A 20,248-nucleotide genomic window follows, 5' to 3' on the forward strand; every position below is an offset into this window, starting at 1 on the left:
AGCAAAGCCCCGATATTCATGGAGACATATCGAGGCTCAGCATGCAACGGACGATCAGACCAGGCGACGTACAGTCAGCCTCGCCCTCAGACTCTGCCTTACATCACCGCTTCGACGCTATTGGCCAATTCCTCAGCAGCCTCTTCGCTGTTCAACTCGCCGTTGAAGTGCTGAGTAACAACGTCATACACTGCATTCTTTACAGCCGCAGGCGCTGCATGACCATGTGCCATGGAACCAAACAGGGTGCCTGCCTCGTTTGCATCAGCCAGATCTTTCATGGCTTTCTTGCCACAATCATCAAAGGCGGCATCCGAGACATCAGTTCGTGCTGGAGCGGAGCCTTTAACCACATTGAAGGCTGACTGGAATTCAGGGTTCATGATGGCAGAAGCCATCTTCAGCTGTGCATCGGCATCGCCTTCCTGATTGAACATGACGAACTGATCCGAATTGAATGTGACAGAACCTTGCGTGCCCGGGAACCGAATGCACAGAAAATCTTCACCCGGCGTCTGTTCGGACTTGACGAATTCGCCCTTGGCCCAGTCACCCATCATCTGCATGCCTGCCGTACCATCAATAACCATGGCCGAGGCCAGATTCCAGTCACGTCCGGAAAAGTTATCGTCGACGTATGAACGCAACGTTGACATGCGATCAAAGACTTCTACCATCTTCTCACCAGACAGAACATCCATATCCAGATCGATCATGCTTTGCTTGTAGAAGTCGGTCCCCATTGACAATACAACGGCATCGAACAAAGTAGCATCCTGCCAGGGCTGCCCGCCATGTGCCAAGGGAGTAATGCCGTTGGCTTTCATGGCATCAAGTACCGAGACCAGCTCTTCCCAGGTCTCGGGAATCTTGCCGCCAGCCTCATCCAGTGCTGCCTTGTTGATCCACACCCAGTTGGTAGAGTGTACATTGACCGGTGCGGATATCCAGTTGCCGTCATGCTTGGCAAAAGCTTGCAAGGCTGTGGGGACCACTTCATCCCACTTCTCCTCAGTCGCCACAGAATTGAGGTTACCCAGCACATCTTCATTGGCCCAATCGGTGATGTCAAATCCGAGCATCTGTACCGCAGTCGGTGCATTGCCAGCGGTAACCCGCGCACGAAGCGTTGTCATGGCCGCCTCACCGCCCCCACCTGCGACAGGCATATCCTGCCAACCCACACCTTGCGACTCCAGGTCTTTCTTGAGCACTTCCAATGCTGAAGCTTCGCCGCCTGCGGTCCACCAGTGCAACACTTCTACATCGGCCGCTGCAGCGGGTGAAATTGCTGCGCCAATGCTCAGAGCGAACGTGATGCCCGCTGCCAAAGTTGTTAGTTTCATAACACTCCTATCTCCTCGGTGTGGAAGCAACTTTCGTTGCCTGCGCAGATTGTAACGTTACAAATTCATGACGTCAAAGTTTCCTTTGCAGCCTTATTGACATCTGTAACGTTACAGTTATTATTGATTAATGAAAAAACCCGAGCAACCACGAGCTGTCACACGGCCCTCAGAACGGCCAACCCTGCGCACGGTTGCAGATGCTTGCGGACTGGCGGTCACTACGGTCTCCAGGGCCCTGAACAACGCCAGCGATATCGCCCAGAGCACACGCATTCGTGTCAGGTCCGTTGCGGATGAGCTGGGCTATGTGCCCAATCGTGCAGGCCGTGGCCTGCGCACCGGGCGTACTCATATGATCAGCCTGGTGCTGCCAGCGCGTGTAGAGATCACCGGCTATACGACATCCATCATCTCCAGCCTGGGAGAGGTCTGCCGCGACGCCGGCTTCGAACTCTCGGCCACCCCCGAAATCCCTCATGACGACGAGCTGACTATCGTAAAATCCATTGTCCAGAATCATCGAGCCGATGGCATCGTCATCTCGCATACTTCGCCTCAGGATCTGCGCGTCAGGTATCTGATAGAAAACGGCTTCCCGTTTGTAACTCACGGTAGAACCGAACTGGCAAGTGCTCATGCGTCGGTGGATTTCGACAATGAACGGTTTGCAGAAATGGCAGCAAACCGTCTGGCTGAGCGCGGTCGCAAACGCCTCATGCTGGTCGGTGCCCCCGCCTCCCTGACCTATCAAACTCATCTGCTCAATGGCTTTCGCCGCTCGATCGCCCGTAATGGCCTGGACTGTCTGGAGCCCCCCGAGCCACTGGGCCTGGATATGCCACTGGACAAACTACGTGGGATCATCACCGCGCTCTTCAGGTCAGGAAATGCACCTGATGGCATCGTCAGTGCTGGCGACAATGCAACTCTGGCAATCATGGCCGGCATTCACGACGCCGGACTGACCCCGGGCATTGATGCCGAAGTGGTGACCAAGCAAACCTCTGCAACCATTGATCATGTATTGCCGATAATCGACTCCTGTTTCGAAGACATCACACTGACGGGAACTCGCCTGGGCGAAACCTTGCTAAAGCTCATCAGTGGGCAACTGCCAACCGAGCAGCTCAATACCATCATCGCGCCCGAACCCCGCTTTCGATTAGGTTAATCACCCCCCTAAAATCAAATTCATGACACCCTCTATGAACGAAGAAGCCGTCGATATTGCCCCCTTCATTGCGCAGGCCAAGCGAGATATCAAGGCGCACAATGATGTAGAAAAAGCCTTTGTCAGTATTCGGGAAAGCATCCGTCGAGCGGTCGATGAGGTTGTCGACAAGCAGGCCAAAACGGCCGCAGTCGTTCCGGAAATCTCCTACAAGGCTGTCAGTGAAAACAAGGTCAGCAAAGCCGATATGTTGGCTATCCGGCAACGAGGCTGTGCAATTGTACGCAACGTTTTCTCGCAGCAGCAAGCCACCGACTGGAACCAGGAACTGGGTGACTATCTGGATCGCAACCAGTATCTGGAGCGCGCTCGGGAAAAGTCAGGCCTTGACGACTACTTTGGTGATCTGAAAGACGCCAAACCTCAAATTTATGGCGTGTACTGGTCTCGCCCTCAAGTCATGGCCCGACAGGCAGAGTCCATGGCCAGGACCAAGTCCTTCCTGAATCGCCTTTGGGATGTATCAGCACCGGCGGGCCCTGAGTTCGACCCGGACATGGACTATGCCTATGCTGACAGAACCAGGCGCCGAGCGCCCGGAGATACCACACTGGGGTTGTCACCCCATATGGACGCCGGCTCCTACGAGCGATGGGTGGACCCGGCCTTCCAGAAAATCTATGGCAGCATCTTCGCAGGCGAGCTGGATTCATACGACCCCTGGCGAGCCGCCTATCGCACACAGACACGCGAGTATTCATCACCCGCTGTCAGCTCGATGTTTCGCACCTTTCAGGGCTGGACCGCACTCACCGAACAAGGCCCTGGAGATGGCACCCTCGAGTTACTACCTATTGCCAATGGCATTGCCCATGTACTACTACGGGCGTTGCAACCCGACATTGCCGAGAACGAACTATGTCTTGCCAAGCCCGGCCGTGCATTGGGAGTCAGTGAACAATGGCATCCGGACCTCATGCCCGGCATCGTACCCATCCAGACAGTAGCGCCTGGCGACACTGTCTGGTGGCATCCCGATGTCATCCACGCCGTCGGCAGTGAACATCGCGGCAAGGACTACGCGAATGTCATCTATATCGGAGCCAGTCCGGTGTGCGGAAAGAACAGGGCCTACGCCCTGCGACAAAGCGCCAGTTTCATAAGTGGTCGCAGTGCACCCGACTTTGCCGCAGAAGATTATGAAGTGGATTTTGAGGGCCGAGCTACTGTTGCTGATCTGACTGATCTGGGCCGACGCCAGATGGGACTCGAGCGTTGATAGCGTGCGTTTTTCCGGGCAAAAGCAACGTGCCAAGAAAAATGGCGAACGCGGCAATCGACAACACATCGAACAACATCGCGAATCCATGGGTGCCATGGATCCATGCAATCGTTGGTACAGCTGCCGCACTCACAGAGAATGATACGATGTAACTGAGCGCATACGCACGACTTCGCCATTCGCTACGAACTATTCGTCCGACCAGAACGTCGTTGATCGGGATTTGTCCGAACACAACCAGCATGAAAGCAAATGCAACCAGCAATGCGCCGATACCCTCAAGCTGGGCCATGACAAAAAAGAAGAGCACTTGCAGGAGAGCCACAGTGCCGAAGATGGTGCGCACGGAGTAATTATCGACCAGGTGGCCCACTGCAAGCTGTGCGAAGGCGGCGACGGAGAACACCAGAAAGGCATAGATGCCAACCAGGGTTGCAGTTCCGGCGATATCCGTCAGACGCTCGTCGAATACCTTTGGCAACGCAAACGTTGTGCTCTGGAAGATAAGCCCTCCGATTGCCGTGGTGAACAAGACGATGCCGAATAGTCGCAACAACATCTGTCTGGGGATGTGATGCGCCTGCATATCAGAATTGTCGTTTTGCGCCGTCGCTGCCAACGATGCAGGCTCGGCACGAAGAAAAGCCAGGTACAGCACGCCAACGCCGATAGAGGCAATACCCGGAACAATGAACGCACTGCGCCACCCAGACGTGTCCACCAGAAACCCGGTCAGTAGTGCCGCACAGGCTACCCCCATGTTGCCGAAGATCCCGTTGATCGCCAACGGCACTCCGGTCTTGTTGAGACCGTGCACAACCATCGCTATCCCGACTGGATGATATATCGCCGCGAACACGCCTACCAACGTCAGACAGAAAGCTATTTGAAGGGGACTACTTGCCAGCCCCACCAACATCGAACTGGCCCCAATGCCGAAGAAGAACACAACCATCATGCCTTCACGACTCCATTTATCCCCCAACCATCCGGCCGGGATGGCGCAGAGTCCATAGGCGATGAAGCAAGGCGTGGCGTACGGAATCAACTCCGCGTAGCTTAATCCCCAGTCAGTCATCATCCGCAGCGCAGCGGTAGCAAAAATAAGGATGATGAGGTGATTCAGAAAATGGCCGATATTCAGGAACAGGAATCTCAAGCGGGTGTGTTGCACAGTAGCGTCCTCAATTTGCGTTCACCCGTATTGTCTGCAACTATGCGATGTCGCGATACGCGTAGCAAGCCAACTTATGCCGAGAACAAGCCAAACCGAAGTGTTCATCAGTACGGACGTCAGTCGTCTGGAAGATTTCCCGCAAGCCGTGGTTGCCTACGGTCGTGATTTGGCGGCCGGAGACGTGCTGTCGTTTCATCACCACCAACGTGCCCAGCTTGTTTACGCCAGCTCCGGCGTCATGACAGTGACAACACTCACGGCTGCCTATATTGTCCCACCGCAAAATGCAGTCTGGATGCTCGCAGGTGTCCGCCACCGGATTGATGCACGAAGTGATGTCTTGATGAGAACGGTCTATGTCGATACCGAGAAAATCGCAGGCCTTCCTGAAGAGGTCTGCGTCCTACAGGTCTCCACACTGCTTCGCGAGCTGATTATTGCGGCAGTTGAGGCCGGATCAGAATATGATCCTGACAGTCCACAAGCGCGGATCATGGAGGTGATACTCGATCAGATAATCGCACAACCAGTCGCGGCTCTCGCATTGCCCATGCCGCTGGACGGGAGATTGGTACGAATCGCCGAAGCGCTTGTTTGCAACCCGGCCGACAACCGAAACCTAGGTGAATGGGCTCGTGAAGTCGGCGCAAGCAAACGAACCCTTACTCGACTTTTCGCTATACAGACCGGGATGTCTTTTCGGGCTTGGCGCCAACAGTGTCGACTCCATTGTGCATTGGAGCTGCTAGCCGCTGGGCGGAGCGTGACCGTCGTTTCCGGAGAGGTAGGGTATGAAAATGCAAGTGCGTTCATTGCCATGTTCCAGCGATGTCTCGGGACTAGTCCGTCACGTTTCCTGAATCAGAGTTAGCGCCATTGGTGCCTGCCATGCCTTTGCTTTTCACTCCCCTTCAGCTCTACCAGGGAATATTTACGTAGACTACTGGCGTGTCCAGCACCAGCTCTACAAGCTCAATTGCGAGTTCCGGCTCGACTACCAGCTGTCGAGGGATGTAGCGAATTTCATATCTGCCAGGCTGGTCCATTGGGTAATAGTCAGATAAAACAACGGTTCGCTCCAGGCGCTCATCAGGTTTCAGCTCTAGTACGTCATCGGCAGTTGCCGGTAAGCGGCGGGCCATCGGACCGATATAAGGCAGCGACTCATCCAGTAGCTTTACTTCGAATACATCAGCGTAAAGTGGTGCTTCAAAGGCCGTGTTCATGGGTAGAAACGATGCAGTCTGATCGCCTGTATTGTGCAAGACCATTTGAATGGAAACTGCATCTCCCAAGGCAATCTCTACGTCAGGAATGATGATGCTCGCATGTAGACTGGAACCAGTCTTTGATTCAGTAGCGCCTTTATCCGTAGTACCTGGATCGACCATCGAACAACTCGCTGAAAATAAAACAACGAACAGCAGGGCTATCGAGCAGAAAACCCAATACGCCCTGCATTTTTTCACTAGATACTCCATCACTGGATCTGCCCACGAGTACTTGATGGTCTGCGATGGCGGGCTGCAAGGACAAAACCTGCCAGAAACAGAAACCCTGCGGATCCAAATGCTCCTCCGCCACTAGAGCTGCTTGCAATAACGCCTTCATCGTCTGCTGGAACGGCAGGTGTGTCAGGGACGATAGGTGTGTCAGGTGTGTCAGGTGTGTCAGGTGTGTCAGGTGTGTCAGGCGTCTCAGGGACTTCAGTCCCATCCAGCGACTGAATCGTTAGCTCATATTGATTTGTGGCGCTGTACCCCAAAACGCCGATGTGTACCCTGCCGGTTCCAGAAAGCTCACACAAGTCTTGCGCAGTTACCAGTTCGGATTTGCAAACCAGACTTTCGTCAGTCAGTGTCGCAGAGCTGAATACGTACAGATCGGAATCTCCGGTTTCTGACGTAAGTACGATGCGCCCGGGCATGATTGCCGTGAACAGCGAGGCTTGTCTTTCTTCCAGTGAGCCTGTGGCAAGCTCACCGATATCAAGCTCTATGGCACCATCTGCAATCTCGGCACCCGTTCCACTTGATTGAGCCACAGCAACTAATTCATAGCTGGAATCAGTGAAACCGTAGACGATGGCAAATCGGTCGCCTTGGCCGGTGAGCTGGCAACTATCCAGGGTGGAGTTTTCGCTGAATTCCGTGGAAGAACAGACCAGTGATGCATCGGACAGGCTTTCATCATCATAAACATAAAGGTCCACATCTCCAGTCACTGAAGTCAATTCAAGTGCCCTAGCCTGTGTCACACGAAACGCGTTGAAAGTGTCCACTGACAGCGCACTGCGGGCTACTGAGCCACCTTCCAGCGAAGTAAAGTTAATTCCTGTAGCCGGTGCAACGGGAACATCATCAACGGCTTCTCCATTACCGTCATCAATCATTGACAAGAAAGGGCGGTCGTTGGTGGCGAATAAGGTAAAGCTATCAGCATTATTGAGTGACTGAATGGGGTTGTCCCGTGCAAGTACTGCCGTCGCTTCAGAGCCGTAGGCCACGTCGTCCGTATTACCAATACGCAGCAAATGTGTGAGTTCGTGCACAACGGTGCCAGAGCGGAAGGCATCATCGAGACGATCATCAAAGAACAATGGACACAAATTGACATCTTCACGCAGGAAAGGCTGGACATACGCTACCACCGACTCGCTTGAGCACAGAGTCGGCGCGCAACGATAGGTGACACTTTCATCGGACAGCATCGATGAAACTCTACCGAATACCTCAGACACAAATCCGTAGTTTGGCGCGGTATAGGATCCGAACCAGGTGGTATAGCGAGGTGACGTCGAGCGATTTTCCACCGGGGTCTCGTCAAGACTTTGCAATGATTCATTGGTGATTGCCTCACCCGTCAGTGTTGCCGTTTCAATCACGCTCCGTTGAGCGGTACTGCATTGATCATAGTTGGGTGTCAGTGCCCGAGTCTGGACAATCCGGGGCGTTGCCGGCAAGTCAAGCTCTACAGCTGCGGCGTTGGGTCGCCAGGCTTCAACCTGGTCGATCATAGCTGCCCGCGTGCGTAATGAGATTGTATTGACGACTTCGATACTGCCGTGATAAGTGATACGAAAAGCGCCGTCCAATTCCATTTTATAATCAGCAGCGACGTCAATGACAGCACGCAGAGACTTGCCGGGGGCTACTTCCAGGTAGCGGCTGGTATCTGGTGCCAATCGCTGATAAATCGGGCCGATGTAGGGAGCCCTTTGCTGGTTCATACCAACCTTGCCGGCCGGTACGATGCGCAATACATCTCTGCCTGAAACATCGTCAAAGGCTGTCCCATCGCGTAGTATGGATACCGTTTCTTCACCGCGATTGACCAATTCGAAACTGATTGTGTTCGAATCGGAGTCAGCAACCATGCTGAGTTCAAGGCCATGACCCTGTTCCTGTGAGCCTCCCTTGTTTGGTGGTGTCATGCCACTGGGTAGAACAGATATAGCGTCCTGTGCGGCTGTTGTCGGGGCTGATGCGAAAATCAAGCTAGTCGCACTTAGCAGTAACAACGCATGAAGAGATGCTCGACCAGCAGCACGGCTGCCAGCTTCTCTGTTGTCCATCATGTGTGATTCTTCCTGTTTCATACTCAACTTCATTCCTTGGTGTTGCGAATCAATGAGAACCTGACGATCACACTTGCAGTTATTGCAGTGTTCAACTGACTGAGTTTGTGCGATTTTTCGTCTATTTGATGGCGTACTTTCTTGTCGCCCATCAAAATCATGGTCAGCATGGGTGAGGCTGATTAACATGATGATCTCTGTATTATTATATAGCAGTTATGTCATGTTTAATTAGAGCAGGAAACTGAGTCTGTGAGAAAAATTCATGGAAAAAGGTACTGTAGAAGCAACCGTCGTGACGCTCTGCCGAGCTTCGAATAATAGCCTTGGCTATCGTGCTGAATGCCATTGTCGAAGTTTCCATACAGCCTGTCGAAATCAAACTTTTCAACGGTGCTTGCAATGCGCTTGACGAGCGCGCCCTCTACCCCACCTGCCCAATGCACGACAGAGCTACCGCAAGCAGCAAGCGTCAACCCACCTCTATCCGATACCCCGAGCGCGGATAATGAACACAAACATTACCGGCCACATCCGATACTCTGTCAATGGCCACGGTCTCTGAATCTGCCATGCGCAAGCGGCCAGAGACCGCCTGCTCACCACCATTGACATCGGGGCTAATACTCACAAGCTGACCCACCTTCAGGCCTTGTGGGTCATTGTCACCGACTGTCGCAGCAGTCACCGGCTCCAGCGATGTGGCCAGGGCCAGGGCATCCTCGGCACTCATCTCTGTCTGACTTCCATGACCCATCGCCAGGATGCGATCCACCCAGCGTTGCACCTGTGGAAACTGGGCTAGCAGCACCGGACCGCCGTCCCATCGTCCAACAACAAACCAGATGACGTGATACATCTGCGCATCAATGGCAGCAGCGTCATTTCCCAGTAAATACGGACGCCCATCACTCAATTGCTGTTCAAGCCAGGACAAAGGTGCCCGGAATTGGGCCACCAGATGCGGCAGTTCAATATTTGCCTTTTTCAGGCCCTCTGCCCAGTCCTCACCAAAATACAGACGCCCTCGGTCCTGCGCAAAATCCGCGGGCAGGTTGTCGCCTGCAGAACCCAGCACGATCTTGACGGCCAGATCAAATAACGCCCCATCTGTCCAGCGGCTCAGGCACCACATGAGACCCGCATCGGCTGTTGGCATGAGTGAAGGGGTCGGGTGACGTTTTTCCAGCTCGCGAATGATGCACTGACTGTCGCAGAAGATATCCGCCCCGATCTGCATGACTGGCGTACGCCTATATCCCCCAGTGAGCGTGGTAAGCAAGGGCTTGGGCGGTAAACGCGGAATCTCGACATTGCTCCAGGCGAGTCCTTTGATGCCAAAGGCTACGCGCACTTTCTCGGCCACGGGGGATTGAGGGTAATTGTGCAGAATGATCGGTGAATTCATGCCTGTCATGGTCTGTAGCCGGTTATCGGGAAACTGTGGATATCATGGACTATCGTACTAAAGCGAATGGGTCGTGAAAAACCCAAGAGACCATGGAACAAATAACTATTATTTCAAGTCGTACCTGCACCGCACTCAAGAAAACTGTAATCGAGTTGTCAAAATCGATCGAAGCTCACTCCACGCTTGTGCTTCATTCATATCAAAGGCTCTTTCGAGAGCAACTCGACTGGTATTTTCAATCTTCAATACTCCCTGGCTACTCTCCCATTCTTTCAGACTCTGAAATGATTCCCCGATCAGTTTGGAAAACTCTGCGGGGGTCATGGAGAATTGCTTACGTAATTTTTTGACATGCGAGGCACGAATTCCTCTGGAGATATTGATATGACTTTTGTTCTCTGTCGATTCTTTGCGAGTGGTACTGCTGTTACGATCCGTTTTCAAAGTCTTTTTCACACCCGCTCGCTTCCGCTTCGCGCCCGGCGCAGGCTTTGCAGAACCAGCCTCCAGTTCGATACCAAAAATATCCGCAAGATCTCCTGACACCTGCGGCTTGTTGCGATCCGATGGTGCAATTTTCAGCTTATCGGCAACCAGTTGCCGATGATCAACACCGCGTAGCAAGAACAGCGATTCGGGAGACTCATCCAGTCGCGCGCCAACGCCGTACATGACCGCAGCAATATGCTTGCATACGTGCGCCCAGTCGGGACAGTCACACTGCATGGTGATCTCTTTGGGTTGTGGAAACAGTCCTGTCTGTTGATCCGTGACGGCCTGCATGACATTGTCCGACAACTTGCCTTGCAACAATTCAAGCAATGAACCAACCTGGCCAGAACAGGCTTTTTGAATGTCGATCCACCGTTTTTTTCGCCAGTGGTTTGAAATCAATAGAGACCTGATAAAGGCTGCTACCAGAGACCAGCGCCGACACCGTTCCTTGTGCAATCTCCAGGTGACAGACCGAGCCGTTACGCACATAGGTGCGGCCCCTGGGCAGACGGTTTTCATAATCGCTGAATTTTATCAGGTGATCACACCAGGCTTTTCCCCAGAATGTGTGAGCGATTGTTCTGCCATCAATGTGGACCGGATGAATGTCCATTCCGGCTTTTTGCATAGCCTTCAGCTTTTTTTCCGTCCGAGCCCGTCTCTTGGCAACCGAAACATAAGGTGCCCAACCGTTACGATAAGACATGCGGCTTATTCCCTCCGAAGTTCATGTAGGTATCAAGCCCTGAGCTTATTGATATCAAGACTAACCAGATCAAGCAATTGCTTGTCGTTCATTTCCGTGAGCAGCACGTTCGCACCGCCTTCGAGTAAATCATCCGCCAACGCAGATTTCTCGGCAATTATCGCATCAATTTTTTCCTCAATCGTACCTCGGCAGACAAATTTGTGCACCAGCACGTTGCTTTTTTGTCCTATACGAAAGGCGCGATCAGTGGCCTGGTTTTCCACCGCCGGATTCCACCAGCGATCAAAATGAATGACGTGCGAGGCGGCAGTCAAATTAAGCCCGGTTCCACCTGCCTTGATTGACAATACAAAAAACGGCGGACCCGCTTCCCGCTGGAAAGACTCCACCATTTTCTGGCGGCTTTTTGCAGCCACACCCCCGTGCAGAACCAGGCCCGGCTTGCCAAATGATTTTTCCAGAAACTCTGCCAATGGATCACACATCTCACGAAATTGCGTAAATACCAGCAATTTTTCCTGCCGAGAACCAATTTCCTCGCAAATCTCCGCCAGTCTCAGAAATTTCCCACTGTTTTTCGCCGAGTAATCTCCATCCCCGATGTACTGGCCGGGGTGGTTGCAGATTTGTTTGAACCGCAATATATACGACAGGATCAATCCACGTCTTTTTATGCCATCCTCATTTTGCAAGGACACTTTCAGTTGGTTGACCGCCTGTTGATAGAGCGCGAGCTGAACTTTGGATAGTCCGCAGTATGCGTAAACCTCGGTCTTGTCCGGCAAATCTGCGATGATCGACTTGTCGGTTTTGAGACGTCTGAGGATATAGGGTTGCACCAGTTTTCGAAGCGGTGCAAATTGTTCCGACTCGCGGCTTTCCAGCGATTTCGCAAACGACTTGAATTGGGTAAAACTGCCCAGCAATCCCGGACAAATAAAGTCGAAAATCGACCACAAGTCCGACAGACGATTCTCCACCGGTGTTCCAGTCAGTGCAATCCGTACGCGCGCTCGAAGTTTTTTCGCCGCTTTGGTTTGCTGCGATCCTGGGTTTTTAATCGCCTGTGCCTCATCAAGCACTACCGTATTCCAGCTCACATCATATAGCCACGGCTGGCGCAGCAACATGCCGTAGCTGGTGACGACGAGATCTGACTCTTCTACTTTTTCTGCCGAAAGTGTCTGCATGTCAGTCTTGTCGATCATCGATGGATGCACGAACATAGACTTCAAGGAAGGCGCAAAGCCTGCGAGTTCTTTTTCCCAGTTTCCCAGTAAAGAGGTCGGCAGCACCAGCAACGAGGGTCCTGCAACTTTTCTTTTTTTCAGAATCAACAGCAGTGAGATGACCTGAATGGTTTTACCAAGCCCCATGTCGTCCGCCAGACATGCCCCCAGACCCAGTTGGTTCAACTGCCACAGCCAGCGCACGCCGGTCTGCTGATAATGACGCAATTCAGCCTTTAGCGCACGTCCGGGCAGCACCGGCTTCAACGTTTCAGGTTGTCTTATCTGACGCAAGAGCTCGGCAAGTTTTGCATCCGCGTTAATCGTCACCCAGTTTTTTGTGAGCGCGCTGCCATCACGCTCTGCCGACAAGTCTTTGGACGCCCCGGCCAGTAAACGCATACCTTCGAAAAACGAGATGCCATCAACATCAGCGTGTTTTTCCAGTGCTTCCATCTGCCCCATCGCTTCGACCAGTTTTTCCTGATCAACCTCAACCCACTGACCACGAATAAAAACCAGACCATCAGCAGATGCCAGCAGGGACTGCCATTCGGCGTCAGTCAGTTCAAGATCACCAATCACGGGACGTACGTCGAAATCAAGCAAACGATCGGCACTCAGAGCGTTTTTCGTTTTCGTCGACAGGGTCACCTGGACTTGCGGGCGCACACGTTTTTTCCACCAGTCCGGCAAGCGAATGATGACACCGCTTTCCTGCAACAATGGCACTGCCCGAAGAAATTGATAGGCATCCTGCGCACTCCAGGCCAAGGGGTGATAAATATCCCCGGACACTACAAGCTCGTTCACCAGCTCACTGGATTTTGCAGCCAGATCCACGGGGGACAGCAAACTCAGCAGTTGCTTGCGGTTCTTATGGCCAGCGTAATCTTCCAACGCCTTGGCCAATGGCAGATGACGAGCCTTACCGCGGCCATACTCAGGCACATAGGTCGCCATAAAGGCAAAGGGATAGTCACGATCGTTCTTGTTCTCGGCAAGATGGAAACATACACGGCCCATCTGATGCCAGCCAGGCGCACGTTTCTCTAAAAAATCATTGAAATCAGGATGGTTTTCAGTAACTTCATCCAGCAACCAGACGTCGAGGGCCTTCCATAAGCCCTGCAATACCGTAGCCGACAGATATTCAGCGCCAGGCATCGGTGGTGCATTGATCAGCCAGCTATCAAGGCTTGCCGCGTCTAGCAAATCCAAGGGTAGTAACGTCGCCTCATCGGATTCCAGACAGCGAGACTTCATATATTGTTCGGCAAAATCGCGCCAATATTGAAATGTCGAATCAAGCGGGATTCTGGTGTTAGACGAGGCCAGCTCAAACAAGCCCCGGCCATCATTATAGCCATCGAAATAGCGGGCTACTTTCTGCAGCGACGATTCGTCCTTTATGAGCTTGTCGACGAAAAATACATGCAATTTTCCCGACGGTGTAAGACCCAAAGACACCTGCATTTTCAACTCGCTGGAACTGATCAAGAGATCTTGTCGATGGTAGCAAAATATGAACAGGAATTCCTGCCGCGCAGGCTCCTTAGGCCGCCCTTTATCGTATTAGCGCAGCCCCATCCTCTACTACAAACGCCTGCAATATGGACTCCGAGTCCACCAAACCGGCGATGTCCAGTTTTCGCACCATCGTTGCAGAAATGGCGGGGTGAACTATCCCCGGCTCGGCACCGGGCGAGCCATAAACAGCTGTGCCTATCCACGTCTCGCCAGCGCCGATGTGTCCAACCAGACGCGGGAAAACGCTACGGGGATGCAGCAGATTGGTGTTGGGCGCTGCGTGAATCAGCTCTGGAGCACGGCGAGCTCCCAGATCGACAATCCCTGATCTTGCCGTCGGTGTGATGATCAATCCACCGGCTTCGCTGGGCTGCCAATGATTCGAGTCCAGCAAGCTGCGTTCAACCGAGAAACCCGATTCGGCAAGGCGTAAAGGATGAGCAGATTGGATGTGGTGCACCCGTATGTGCCAGCCATCGCCTGCGAAATCCAGCCAGCTTTCAATACTCAGAGCATCATCGGGAGACCACCGCCCCCAGGCCATCGAATCACGAATTCCGGATTCGGTTATACGCCCGCGCCGCATCCAGCAGAGCCCATCGCGCGAAACACTCAGTGAATTATCAGCAGCACTCATCTCTGGCCGCTCTGGCTGACTGGCATCACTGGGCACTGAAAAGCCAAACGCGGTTGAGTAGGCGAACCCACCGTATTTGGCATCAGCGCCGCGATGTTGTTGACCGTCCTGGCCGCCGGTGAGCATGACGGCCTGCCCGACTGATCGCTGCAAGACAACACCGGCCGATTCAACCAACAGCCTTTCGGTGCCGGCATGCTCGACAGGCCTGGTTTCCTGTGCTTGCCAGAACGGATGTTCGTCCGGCAATGCCAGTACCAGAAAAGGTTTCAATGCCCAGTACGGTGAGCCCAGCGCGTTGTAGCCTTCTGACATCAACGCATTCGGATAGGCATAACCGATGGACAGTATGCCGTCGCGATCCTGTATGGGTTGCTCTGCCCACCAGCGCAGATTAGCCAGAAGCAATTGCTTGATGCGTCCCCAGGGCAACACTTCCTCATTGGCATAGGCACAGGCTGCCCAGAAGGCGGATTGTGCCATGCGGTAGGTCATCGAGCGACCGTGAGCTATTGCCGAACCGTCATCGGCAAACCAATATTGATGCGACTGGGCAAACTGATGCGCCCGCGCCCTGAAACGCGCCGTATGCTCAGGAAATTCATCGCCTGCCAAGGCGGCAATCAACAGCCCGTAATAATGAAAAGCCATCGGGTTGTACCAATCAATCTGATGTTTTTCGCCATCACGGTAGTAACCCTCACCGATATGGAATTCATCCAGTCGATCAAGATCCTCAATACAGATTTGTCTCGACCACGGCGCACCAGCATTACGCAGAGCCAGATTGACCAGCACACGAAAAAACAGCCAGTTGTTGTCAGCAGGCGGATACTCATTGATAGTTGCCAGCCAGCGAACGGCCCTGCCCCTTGCCTCATCACTGAGCGGATCGCGAAAAGCGGCTGGCGCAATCAACCAGGCATAAGCCAGGCCCGCCATTTCAACCATACGCTGATCGATGGGCCCGACATCCCCCCAATAGCACTCAGATTCAGGGTTAGTCCCCTGATCTATACCCGCGACAAATACGGCTGCATCGACGTTAGCAGGATCAACAGCCAGCATCGGAGCCAGCCCCCACAAGGGGCGCACGAAGGTCTCCATATCCGCGGCAACCTGATCGTAAACACTGCCCCAGACACCTATCGCCGGTCGTGCTGAGTTGAACGATGGCTGATTGACAAGTGGCTTTATATAGCTGCGTGCAAGTGCCGCACACTGCTGTCGATTAGCGAGCATCAGATCAATCCAAACAGACGTGGCAAGGCTAATGATATTGCCGGCACGAATGTTACCAACAGCAGACCCACGATCTGCAAACCGAAGATGGGAACCAGTGGCGGCAGCACCTTGGTGATCTTCTCACCACTGATTGAGCAGGCGACAAACAGTATGGTCCCCACCGGCGGCGTCACCAATCCCATACACAGGTTGTAGACGAGGATGATGCCAAAATGCACCGGATCTACACCCATACTGGTCACAACGGGAAACAGAATGGGTGTGAAGATCAGCATGGCGGGCGACATATCCATGAACACACCCACCATCAGCAGCACCACGTTGATCAGTAACAGAATCACGATCTTGTTATCACTGATGGTGGACAATAATTCGCCAACCGTTGCGGGTATAGAGGCAAAGGTCATCGACCAGCTCATCATGGAAGAACAGGCAATGAGAAACAGGATGACACCCGAGACTGCCGCACTTTCAACCAGCACCTCGTACAGTGCCTTGAACGACAGAGCTCGGTAGAGCAAGGCAAGCACAAAGCTGTAGAACACCGCTATGCCCGAGCCTTCGATAGCTGTAAAGGCACCTCCCAGAATCCCGCCAATCACGATAAAAACCAGTAACAGGCTGGGCATGGCCCGCAGCAAAATCTTCAGCCTCTCAGCGTTGGAATGGCGTGTGCTATCGCTCTCATAGCCGAGTTTTTTGGCGTAGTAATAAGCCATGATCATGACTGAACCGCCCATGATGAGCCCGGGCACATAGCCTGCAACAAACAGAGCAATGATCGAGGCGCTACCACCGGTGATAAGCGAGTAGACGATCAAGGCTCCCGACGGCGGAATGAGCATGCCGGTCGGTGCGGAAGCGGCATTGATGGCCGTTGTCACTGCCATGTCGTAGCCCTTCTCGCGCGCAACCGGATTAACGATTCCGCCGATGGCGGTGGCGGCAGCGATACCCGAACCCGACAAGGTGCCAAACAGCATATTGGCCAGTATATTGGACTGCCACAGGCTGCCGGGAATACGCCCACCCATCAGCATGGCCAGATCGATCAACCGCATGGCAAGCCCGGTGCGATTCATGATGCTGCCGGCCAGTATGAAGAACGGCAAGGCCAGAAAACCAAAACTGTCTATGCCGTTGAAAATGGTCTCGCTGACCGTGGAGAACACCAGATCCGGTGGCAACTGCAGTGCCAGTGTAAAAACACCCGCAAAGGCAAGACCAATGGCAATCGGCGCTCCGATGATCAGAAACACTGCGAAGGTGACAAACAGCACAATCAGCGAAATCAGATCGATGCGTTCAGCCACCAGAGTCTGCACCCACTGTGTATTGAACAAACCTCGGGCCGCCAGCGCGATCAACACGATCACTGCAACCACCGATAACATCGAGGCAACACTGGTTCTACCGCTGGCCAGCATTCGGCTCAGCAATGCCACCTGAGAAAACAGAATCAGAACACCGCTTATCAGCACAACCACCTGCAAGGTGCCCATCGGGATTTGCAGAATCGGCGTCTTCATGAAGGCATTGCCGGTGTAACTTTGCCAACCACCCCAGATCATCACGATGCCAAAGATCAACACCAGAAACGCGTTGAGCACTTCCATCCAGCGTGACTTTCGCTCGGGCAACATATCAATCACGAGCGGCAGGTTCAGGTGCTGGGCACGCATGAAACAAAGCCCCGCCGACAAGAACCCCATCCAGATCAGTGAAAAGCGCAGCACCTCTTCGGTGACCACACTCGGTGCATTGAACAGATAACGCGAAAAGACCTGATAACAGATCGCCACTGCCATCACGGCTAACAGGCATGCGACAGAGCTGGCAAGCAGCTTTCCAATAAAACCATAGAGTCCGCCGATACGGTTAAAAATACCGTTCTGCGTCTTGACTCCGAGCTCACTGCTTTCCATTAACTGTCTCCAGTATCCACAACCAGCTAAATACAACAACGTAGTTCATATCCGAGCCGCCGCTGCAGCCCGGATTGATTCACTGAATCAGAATTCGCGATTTTCGATTTCGAAGATCGTTTCAATCAGCTCTTTCTTGTCAGCATCATTCAAGGCAGCTTCATACATCGGGCTGACCGCTTCGATAAACGGTGCGGTATCCATCTTGATTACTGTCACGCCCATTTCATCAACGGCCTTTTGCAAATCGGACGCCTCGTTTTCATCGGCAAATACGATACTGGCCAGACTGATTTTCTCGAACTCTTCGACCACTGCCTGATGATCTTCCTCAGAGAGTGACTCCTTGAAGCGGATAGAGGTAACGATAAAATCCGACAGGCGTGTCTGGTTTGTTTCCAGCGCATATTTTGCAACTTCACCAAATTTGGCAGAATACAAACCGGCCAGACCTCCTTCAGCCCCATCAACAATGCCTTGCTGCATGCCTGAATACACTTCACCAAACGGCAGTGGTGTTGGAACCGCACCGAACAGTTTCAGCATTTCAATATAAGTCGGGCTGGACATGGTGCGAAGCTTCTTGCCCTTCAGATCTTCAAAGCTTTCCAGTGGCATCGTTGTGTAGATGCTGCGAAAACCCGAAGACAGAAAACCCAGTGGCCAGAACTTGTGCTTTTCCGCAGCATTAAACAACGCTTCACGCACTCGATCGTCCGTCATGACGCTGCCGTACTCTTCAGAAGTACGAAAGACATAAGGCAGATTAACAACACCGAACGCAGGAATGATGTTCTCCAGAGCCGCCGAATTAACCAGGCCTGCGTCAACCACGCCGCGCTGGATCTGTTGGAAGTACTGCAACTGATCACCCAGCTGACCGTTGATGAACAGTTCGAACTCGACACGGCCTTCAGTACGGTCCTTGACCGCATCGACAAACTGCTGAATCTGCAGACCGGCGTTGCCGTCGGCCGATACGTTGGTTGCGAAGCGATAGGTCTTGGCAGAGACCGGCGATGCTGTCACGGCAAGTGCCAGCCCGGCAGCCACCAGTGGTGTAGATATCAATTTCAGAAATTTCATGGTTTCCTCCAAAAGAAACGACAAGCAGATAAAAATGACTTTTTCACAAGTCTCTCCAACAACTCAACAACGAAACATTTCGCTACATCTCTCGAATTCAACCAACGAATTCGTAAACATTCTGTATTGCTGACAATAACTGTGCATAAAATGGTCGAAATATAGTTTCGTGTCAAGTATAATTTCGCTATTGACGAAACATTTTCGTTATGCGACAAAGAGTTTTACTGGAGAAATACATGGATACGCGCACCTCAAGCTATTTCGACTCGGAAGCTGGTCCGGGCAACGACGACGCTTTTGCGCAGGCACTTCAGCGCTGCGTCGAGCGCACCCGTGCCGTGCTGCCACGCACCGGATTACGCAACCCGCGCGTTGGCACAGCAAACAACAGCTGGGAATATTGCCCACACGGATTTGACTGGGTGATGGGTTTTTTCTCCGGCCAGCTCTGGCTCTCCAGCCAGCTTAGTGGCGACCCGGTATTCTCTGAAGCTGCCCGGGCACGTCGTGGCCAGTTTCGTGCCGTACTGGAGAACCGCCGCTGGCAGGATCACGATATCGGCTTCCTGTTCTCATTACACGCCGTTGCCGACTGGAAGATGTACGCCAATCACGATGCCCGAGAAATGGCACTCGAATCTGCACGCTGTCTGTTATCGCGCTTTCGTGAGGAAGGTGCATATATCCAGGCCTGGTTACCGCATGGCCCGCATGATCGTGAACAGGCACGTTTTGCCAGTGGCCGTATGATTGTCGACACCATGCAAAACCTGGCACTGCTGTACTGGGCGCACGCAGAAACAGGACGCCGCGACTTTCTGGAAGTAGCAGAGCTGCATGCGGCAACAACGGCACGCCACCTGGTGCGTGAGGATGGAACCAGTTTTCACACCTTCAGTTTTGATCCCGCCACAGGTGAGCCGTTGCGCGGTGAAACCCATCAGGGCTATGCCCATGATTCATGCTGGTCACGTGGACAATCCTGGCTGTTGCACGGCTTTGCACAGTGCTACGCTGCCACTGGCAATCCACTGTGGCTGGACACCGCACGCAAGGTGGCCGACACCACCGAGAAGCTGATGGGCACAACCGATGTGCCTGTCTGGGACTATGCCCTACCCGCTGACGGCAGCCATCCGGTAGACAGCTCGGCCGGTGCTGTAACCGCCGCCGGTCTGTTTTTGCTAGCATCGCTGACTGAAGGCGAAGAGGCCGAACGCTGGGACCGCTTTGGACGACGCTGTCTGCATGGATTGTTGCGCGACTGCGATCTGACCACCGAGCCTCAAGCCGAAGGTTTGTTGGCACACGGTGCCGCCTTCGTCAATTCAGGTAAATCCGACTCGATGCTTCCCTACGGTGACTACTATTTCATGGAAGCACTAATGCGGGCGCAAGGGCATACGGCCTTCTTCTGGTAAA

General features: G+C 53.2%; 15 protein-coding genes. 4 read left to right on the forward strand and 11 right to left on the reverse strand.

Translation table 11 applies throughout. The features are described from left to right. Positions 1–98 precede the first annotated feature (98 nt). Positions 99–1,346 (reverse strand): ABC transporter substrate-binding protein, encoded by a 1,248-nt coding sequence (locus tag IMCC3135_RS18485; RefSeq protein WP_088918953.1) that lies wholly within the window; start codon positions 1,344–1,346, stop codon positions 99–101. 130 nt (positions 1,347–1,476) lie between these two features. On the opposite strand from IMCC3135_RS18485, the gene IMCC3135_RS18490 reads away from it, so the two are divergent. Beyond that, a complete protein-coding gene (locus tag IMCC3135_RS18490) occupies positions 1,477–2,520 on the forward strand; it encodes a LacI family DNA-binding transcriptional regulator (protein WP_088918954.1) in 1,044 nt (347 codons plus the stop codon). A 22-nt stretch (positions 2,521–2,542) separates the two neighbouring features. After that, complete coding sequence (locus IMCC3135_RS18495; protein ID WP_205737599.1) at positions 2,543–3,799, forward strand: YbiU family protein; 1,257 nt, start codon at positions 2,543–2,545, stop codon at positions 3,797–3,799. Here IMCC3135_RS18495 and IMCC3135_RS18500 read toward each other — a convergent pair. After that, positions 3,744–4,976: an MFS transporter gene (locus tag IMCC3135_RS18500; RefSeq protein ID WP_088918956.1), complete on the reverse strand. Its 1,233-nt coding sequence runs from the start codon at positions 4,974–4,976 to the stop codon at positions 3,744–3,746. The genes IMCC3135_RS18495 and IMCC3135_RS18500 overlap by 56 nt on opposite strands. A 76-nt stretch (positions 4,977–5,052) precedes the next feature. On the opposite strand from IMCC3135_RS18500, the gene IMCC3135_RS18505 reads away from it, so the two are divergent. Beyond that, positions 5,053–5,850 carry an AraC family transcriptional regulator gene (locus tag IMCC3135_RS18505; protein WP_088918957.1) on the forward strand — a complete coding sequence of 266 codons (798 nt, stop codon included), beginning with the start codon at positions 5,053–5,055 and terminating at the stop codon, positions 5,848–5,850. A gap of 46 nt (positions 5,851–5,896) precedes the next feature. Here IMCC3135_RS18505 and IMCC3135_RS18510 read toward each other — a convergent pair whose 3' ends face one another. The 9 genes from IMCC3135_RS18510 to dctP all read right to left on the reverse strand — a co-directional run bounded on the left by IMCC3135_RS18510 (position 5,897) and on the right by dctP (position 18,823). Continuing rightward, complete coding sequence (locus IMCC3135_RS18510; RefSeq protein WP_088918958.1) at positions 5,897–6,370, reverse strand: hypothetical protein; 474 nt, start codon at positions 6,368–6,370, stop codon at positions 5,897–5,899. A gap of 89 nt (positions 6,371–6,459) precedes the next feature. Then, positions 6,460–8,556 (reverse strand): M35 family metalloendopeptidase, encoded by a 2,097-nt coding sequence (locus tag IMCC3135_RS18515; protein WP_169727489.1) that lies wholly within the window; start codon positions 8,554–8,556, stop codon positions 6,460–6,462. A 472-nt stretch (positions 8,557–9,028) separates the two neighbouring features. Beyond that, positions 9,029–9,973 carry a glutathione S-transferase family protein gene (locus IMCC3135_RS18520; protein ID WP_088918960.1) on the reverse strand — a complete coding sequence of 315 codons (945 nt, stop codon included), beginning with the start codon at positions 9,971–9,973 and terminating at the stop codon, positions 9,029–9,031. Between the two features lie 126 nt (positions 9,974–10,099). After that, the gene (locus IMCC3135_RS18525) at positions 10,100–10,789 is read right to left on the reverse strand and encodes a hypothetical protein (protein WP_088918961.1); all 690 of its coding nucleotides are present in this window, start codon (positions 10,787–10,789) and stop codon (positions 10,100–10,102) included. Continuing rightward, the gene (locus IMCC3135_RS18530) at positions 10,782–11,168 is read right to left on the reverse strand and encodes a hypothetical protein (RefSeq protein ID WP_088918962.1); all 387 of its coding nucleotides are present in this window, start codon (positions 11,166–11,168) and stop codon (positions 10,782–10,784) included. Before IMCC3135_RS18530 ends, IMCC3135_RS18525 begins: the two co-directional genes overlap by 8 nt. 32 nt (positions 11,169–11,200) lie before the next feature. Next, complete coding sequence (locus IMCC3135_RS18535) at positions 11,201–13,900, reverse strand: DEAD/DEAH box helicase (RefSeq protein WP_205737600.1); 2,700 nt, start codon at positions 13,898–13,900, stop codon at positions 11,201–11,203. A gap of 67 nt (positions 13,901–13,967) precedes the next feature. Continuing rightward, positions 13,968–15,809, reverse strand: a complete 1,842-nt coding sequence (locus tag IMCC3135_RS18540; RefSeq protein WP_088918964.1) for a DUF2264 domain-containing protein — start codon at positions 15,807–15,809, stop codon at positions 13,968–13,970. Continuing rightward, entirely contained in the window at positions 15,809–17,737 is a 1,929-nt protein-coding gene (locus tag IMCC3135_RS18545) for a TRAP transporter large permease (protein WP_205737601.1), read from the reverse strand. The genes IMCC3135_RS18540 and IMCC3135_RS18545 overlap by 1 nt, the downstream gene beginning before the upstream one ends. 87 nt (positions 17,738–17,824) lie before the next feature. After that, positions 17,825–18,823 carry a TRAP transporter substrate-binding protein DctP gene (gene dctP, locus IMCC3135_RS18550; protein WP_088918965.1) on the reverse strand — a complete coding sequence of 333 codons (999 nt, stop codon included), beginning with the start codon at positions 18,821–18,823 and terminating at the stop codon, positions 17,825–17,827. A 239-nt stretch (positions 18,824–19,062) separates the two neighbouring features. Between dctP and IMCC3135_RS18555 the strand changes: the two genes are divergently transcribed. Then, positions 19,063–20,247, forward strand: coding sequence for a glycoside hydrolase family 88 protein (locus IMCC3135_RS18555; RefSeq protein ID WP_157736096.1), 1,185 nt, complete (start codon positions 19,063–19,065; stop codon positions 20,245–20,247). The last annotated feature ends 1 nt before the right edge of the window (position 20,248 follow it).

Origin of the sequence: Granulosicoccus antarcticus IMCC3135, from assembly GCF_002215215.1 — a bacterium.
Classification (GTDB): Bacteria; Pseudomonadota; Gammaproteobacteria; order Granulosicoccales; family Granulosicoccaceae; genus Granulosicoccus; species Granulosicoccus antarcticus.

Excerpts from the sequence above, each read along its gene's own strand:
- IMCC3135_RS18485 (WP_088918953.1), bottom strand. The coding sequence starts at position 1,346 with ATGAAACTAACAACTTTGGCAGCGGGCATCACGTTCGCTCTGAGCATT.
- IMCC3135_RS18490 (WP_088918954.1), top strand. The coding sequence starts at position 1,477 with ATGAAAAAACCCGAGCAACCACGAGCTGTCACACGGCCCTCAGAACGG.
- IMCC3135_RS18495 (WP_205737599.1), top strand. The coding sequence starts at position 2,543 with ATGACACCCTCTATGAACGAAGAAGCCGTCGATATTGCCCCCTTCATT.
- IMCC3135_RS18505 (WP_088918957.1), top strand. The coding sequence starts at position 5,053 with ATGCCGAGAACAAGCCAAACCGAAGTGTTCATCAGTACGGACGTCAGT.
- IMCC3135_RS18510 (WP_088918958.1), bottom strand. The coding sequence starts at position 6,370 with ATGGTCGATCCAGGTACTACGGATAAAGGCGCTACTGAATCAAAGACT.
- IMCC3135_RS18515 (WP_169727489.1), bottom strand. The coding sequence starts at position 8,556 with ATGATGGACAACAGAGAAGCTGGCAGCCGTGCTGCTGGTCGAGCATCT.
- IMCC3135_RS18520 (WP_088918960.1), bottom strand. The coding sequence starts at position 9,973 with ATGACAGGCATGAATTCACCGATCATTCTGCACAATTACCCTCAATCC.
- IMCC3135_RS18530 (WP_088918962.1), bottom strand. The coding sequence starts at position 11,168 with ATGTCTTATCGTAACGGTTGGGCACCTTATGTTTCGGTTGCCAAGAGA.
- IMCC3135_RS18540 (WP_088918964.1), bottom strand. The coding sequence starts at position 15,809 with ATGCTCGCTAATCGACAGCAGTGTGCGGCACTTGCACGCAGCTATATA.
- IMCC3135_RS18545 (WP_205737601.1), bottom strand. The coding sequence starts at position 17,737 with ATGGAAAGCAGTGAGCTCGGAGTCAAGACGCAGAACGGTATTTTTAAC.
- dctP (WP_088918965.1), bottom strand. The coding sequence starts at position 18,823 with ATGAAATTTCTGAAATTGATATCTACACCACTGGTGGCTGCCGGGCTG.
- IMCC3135_RS18555 (WP_157736096.1), top strand. The coding sequence starts at position 19,063 with ATGGATACGCGCACCTCAAGCTATTTCGACTCGGAAGCTGGTCCGGGC.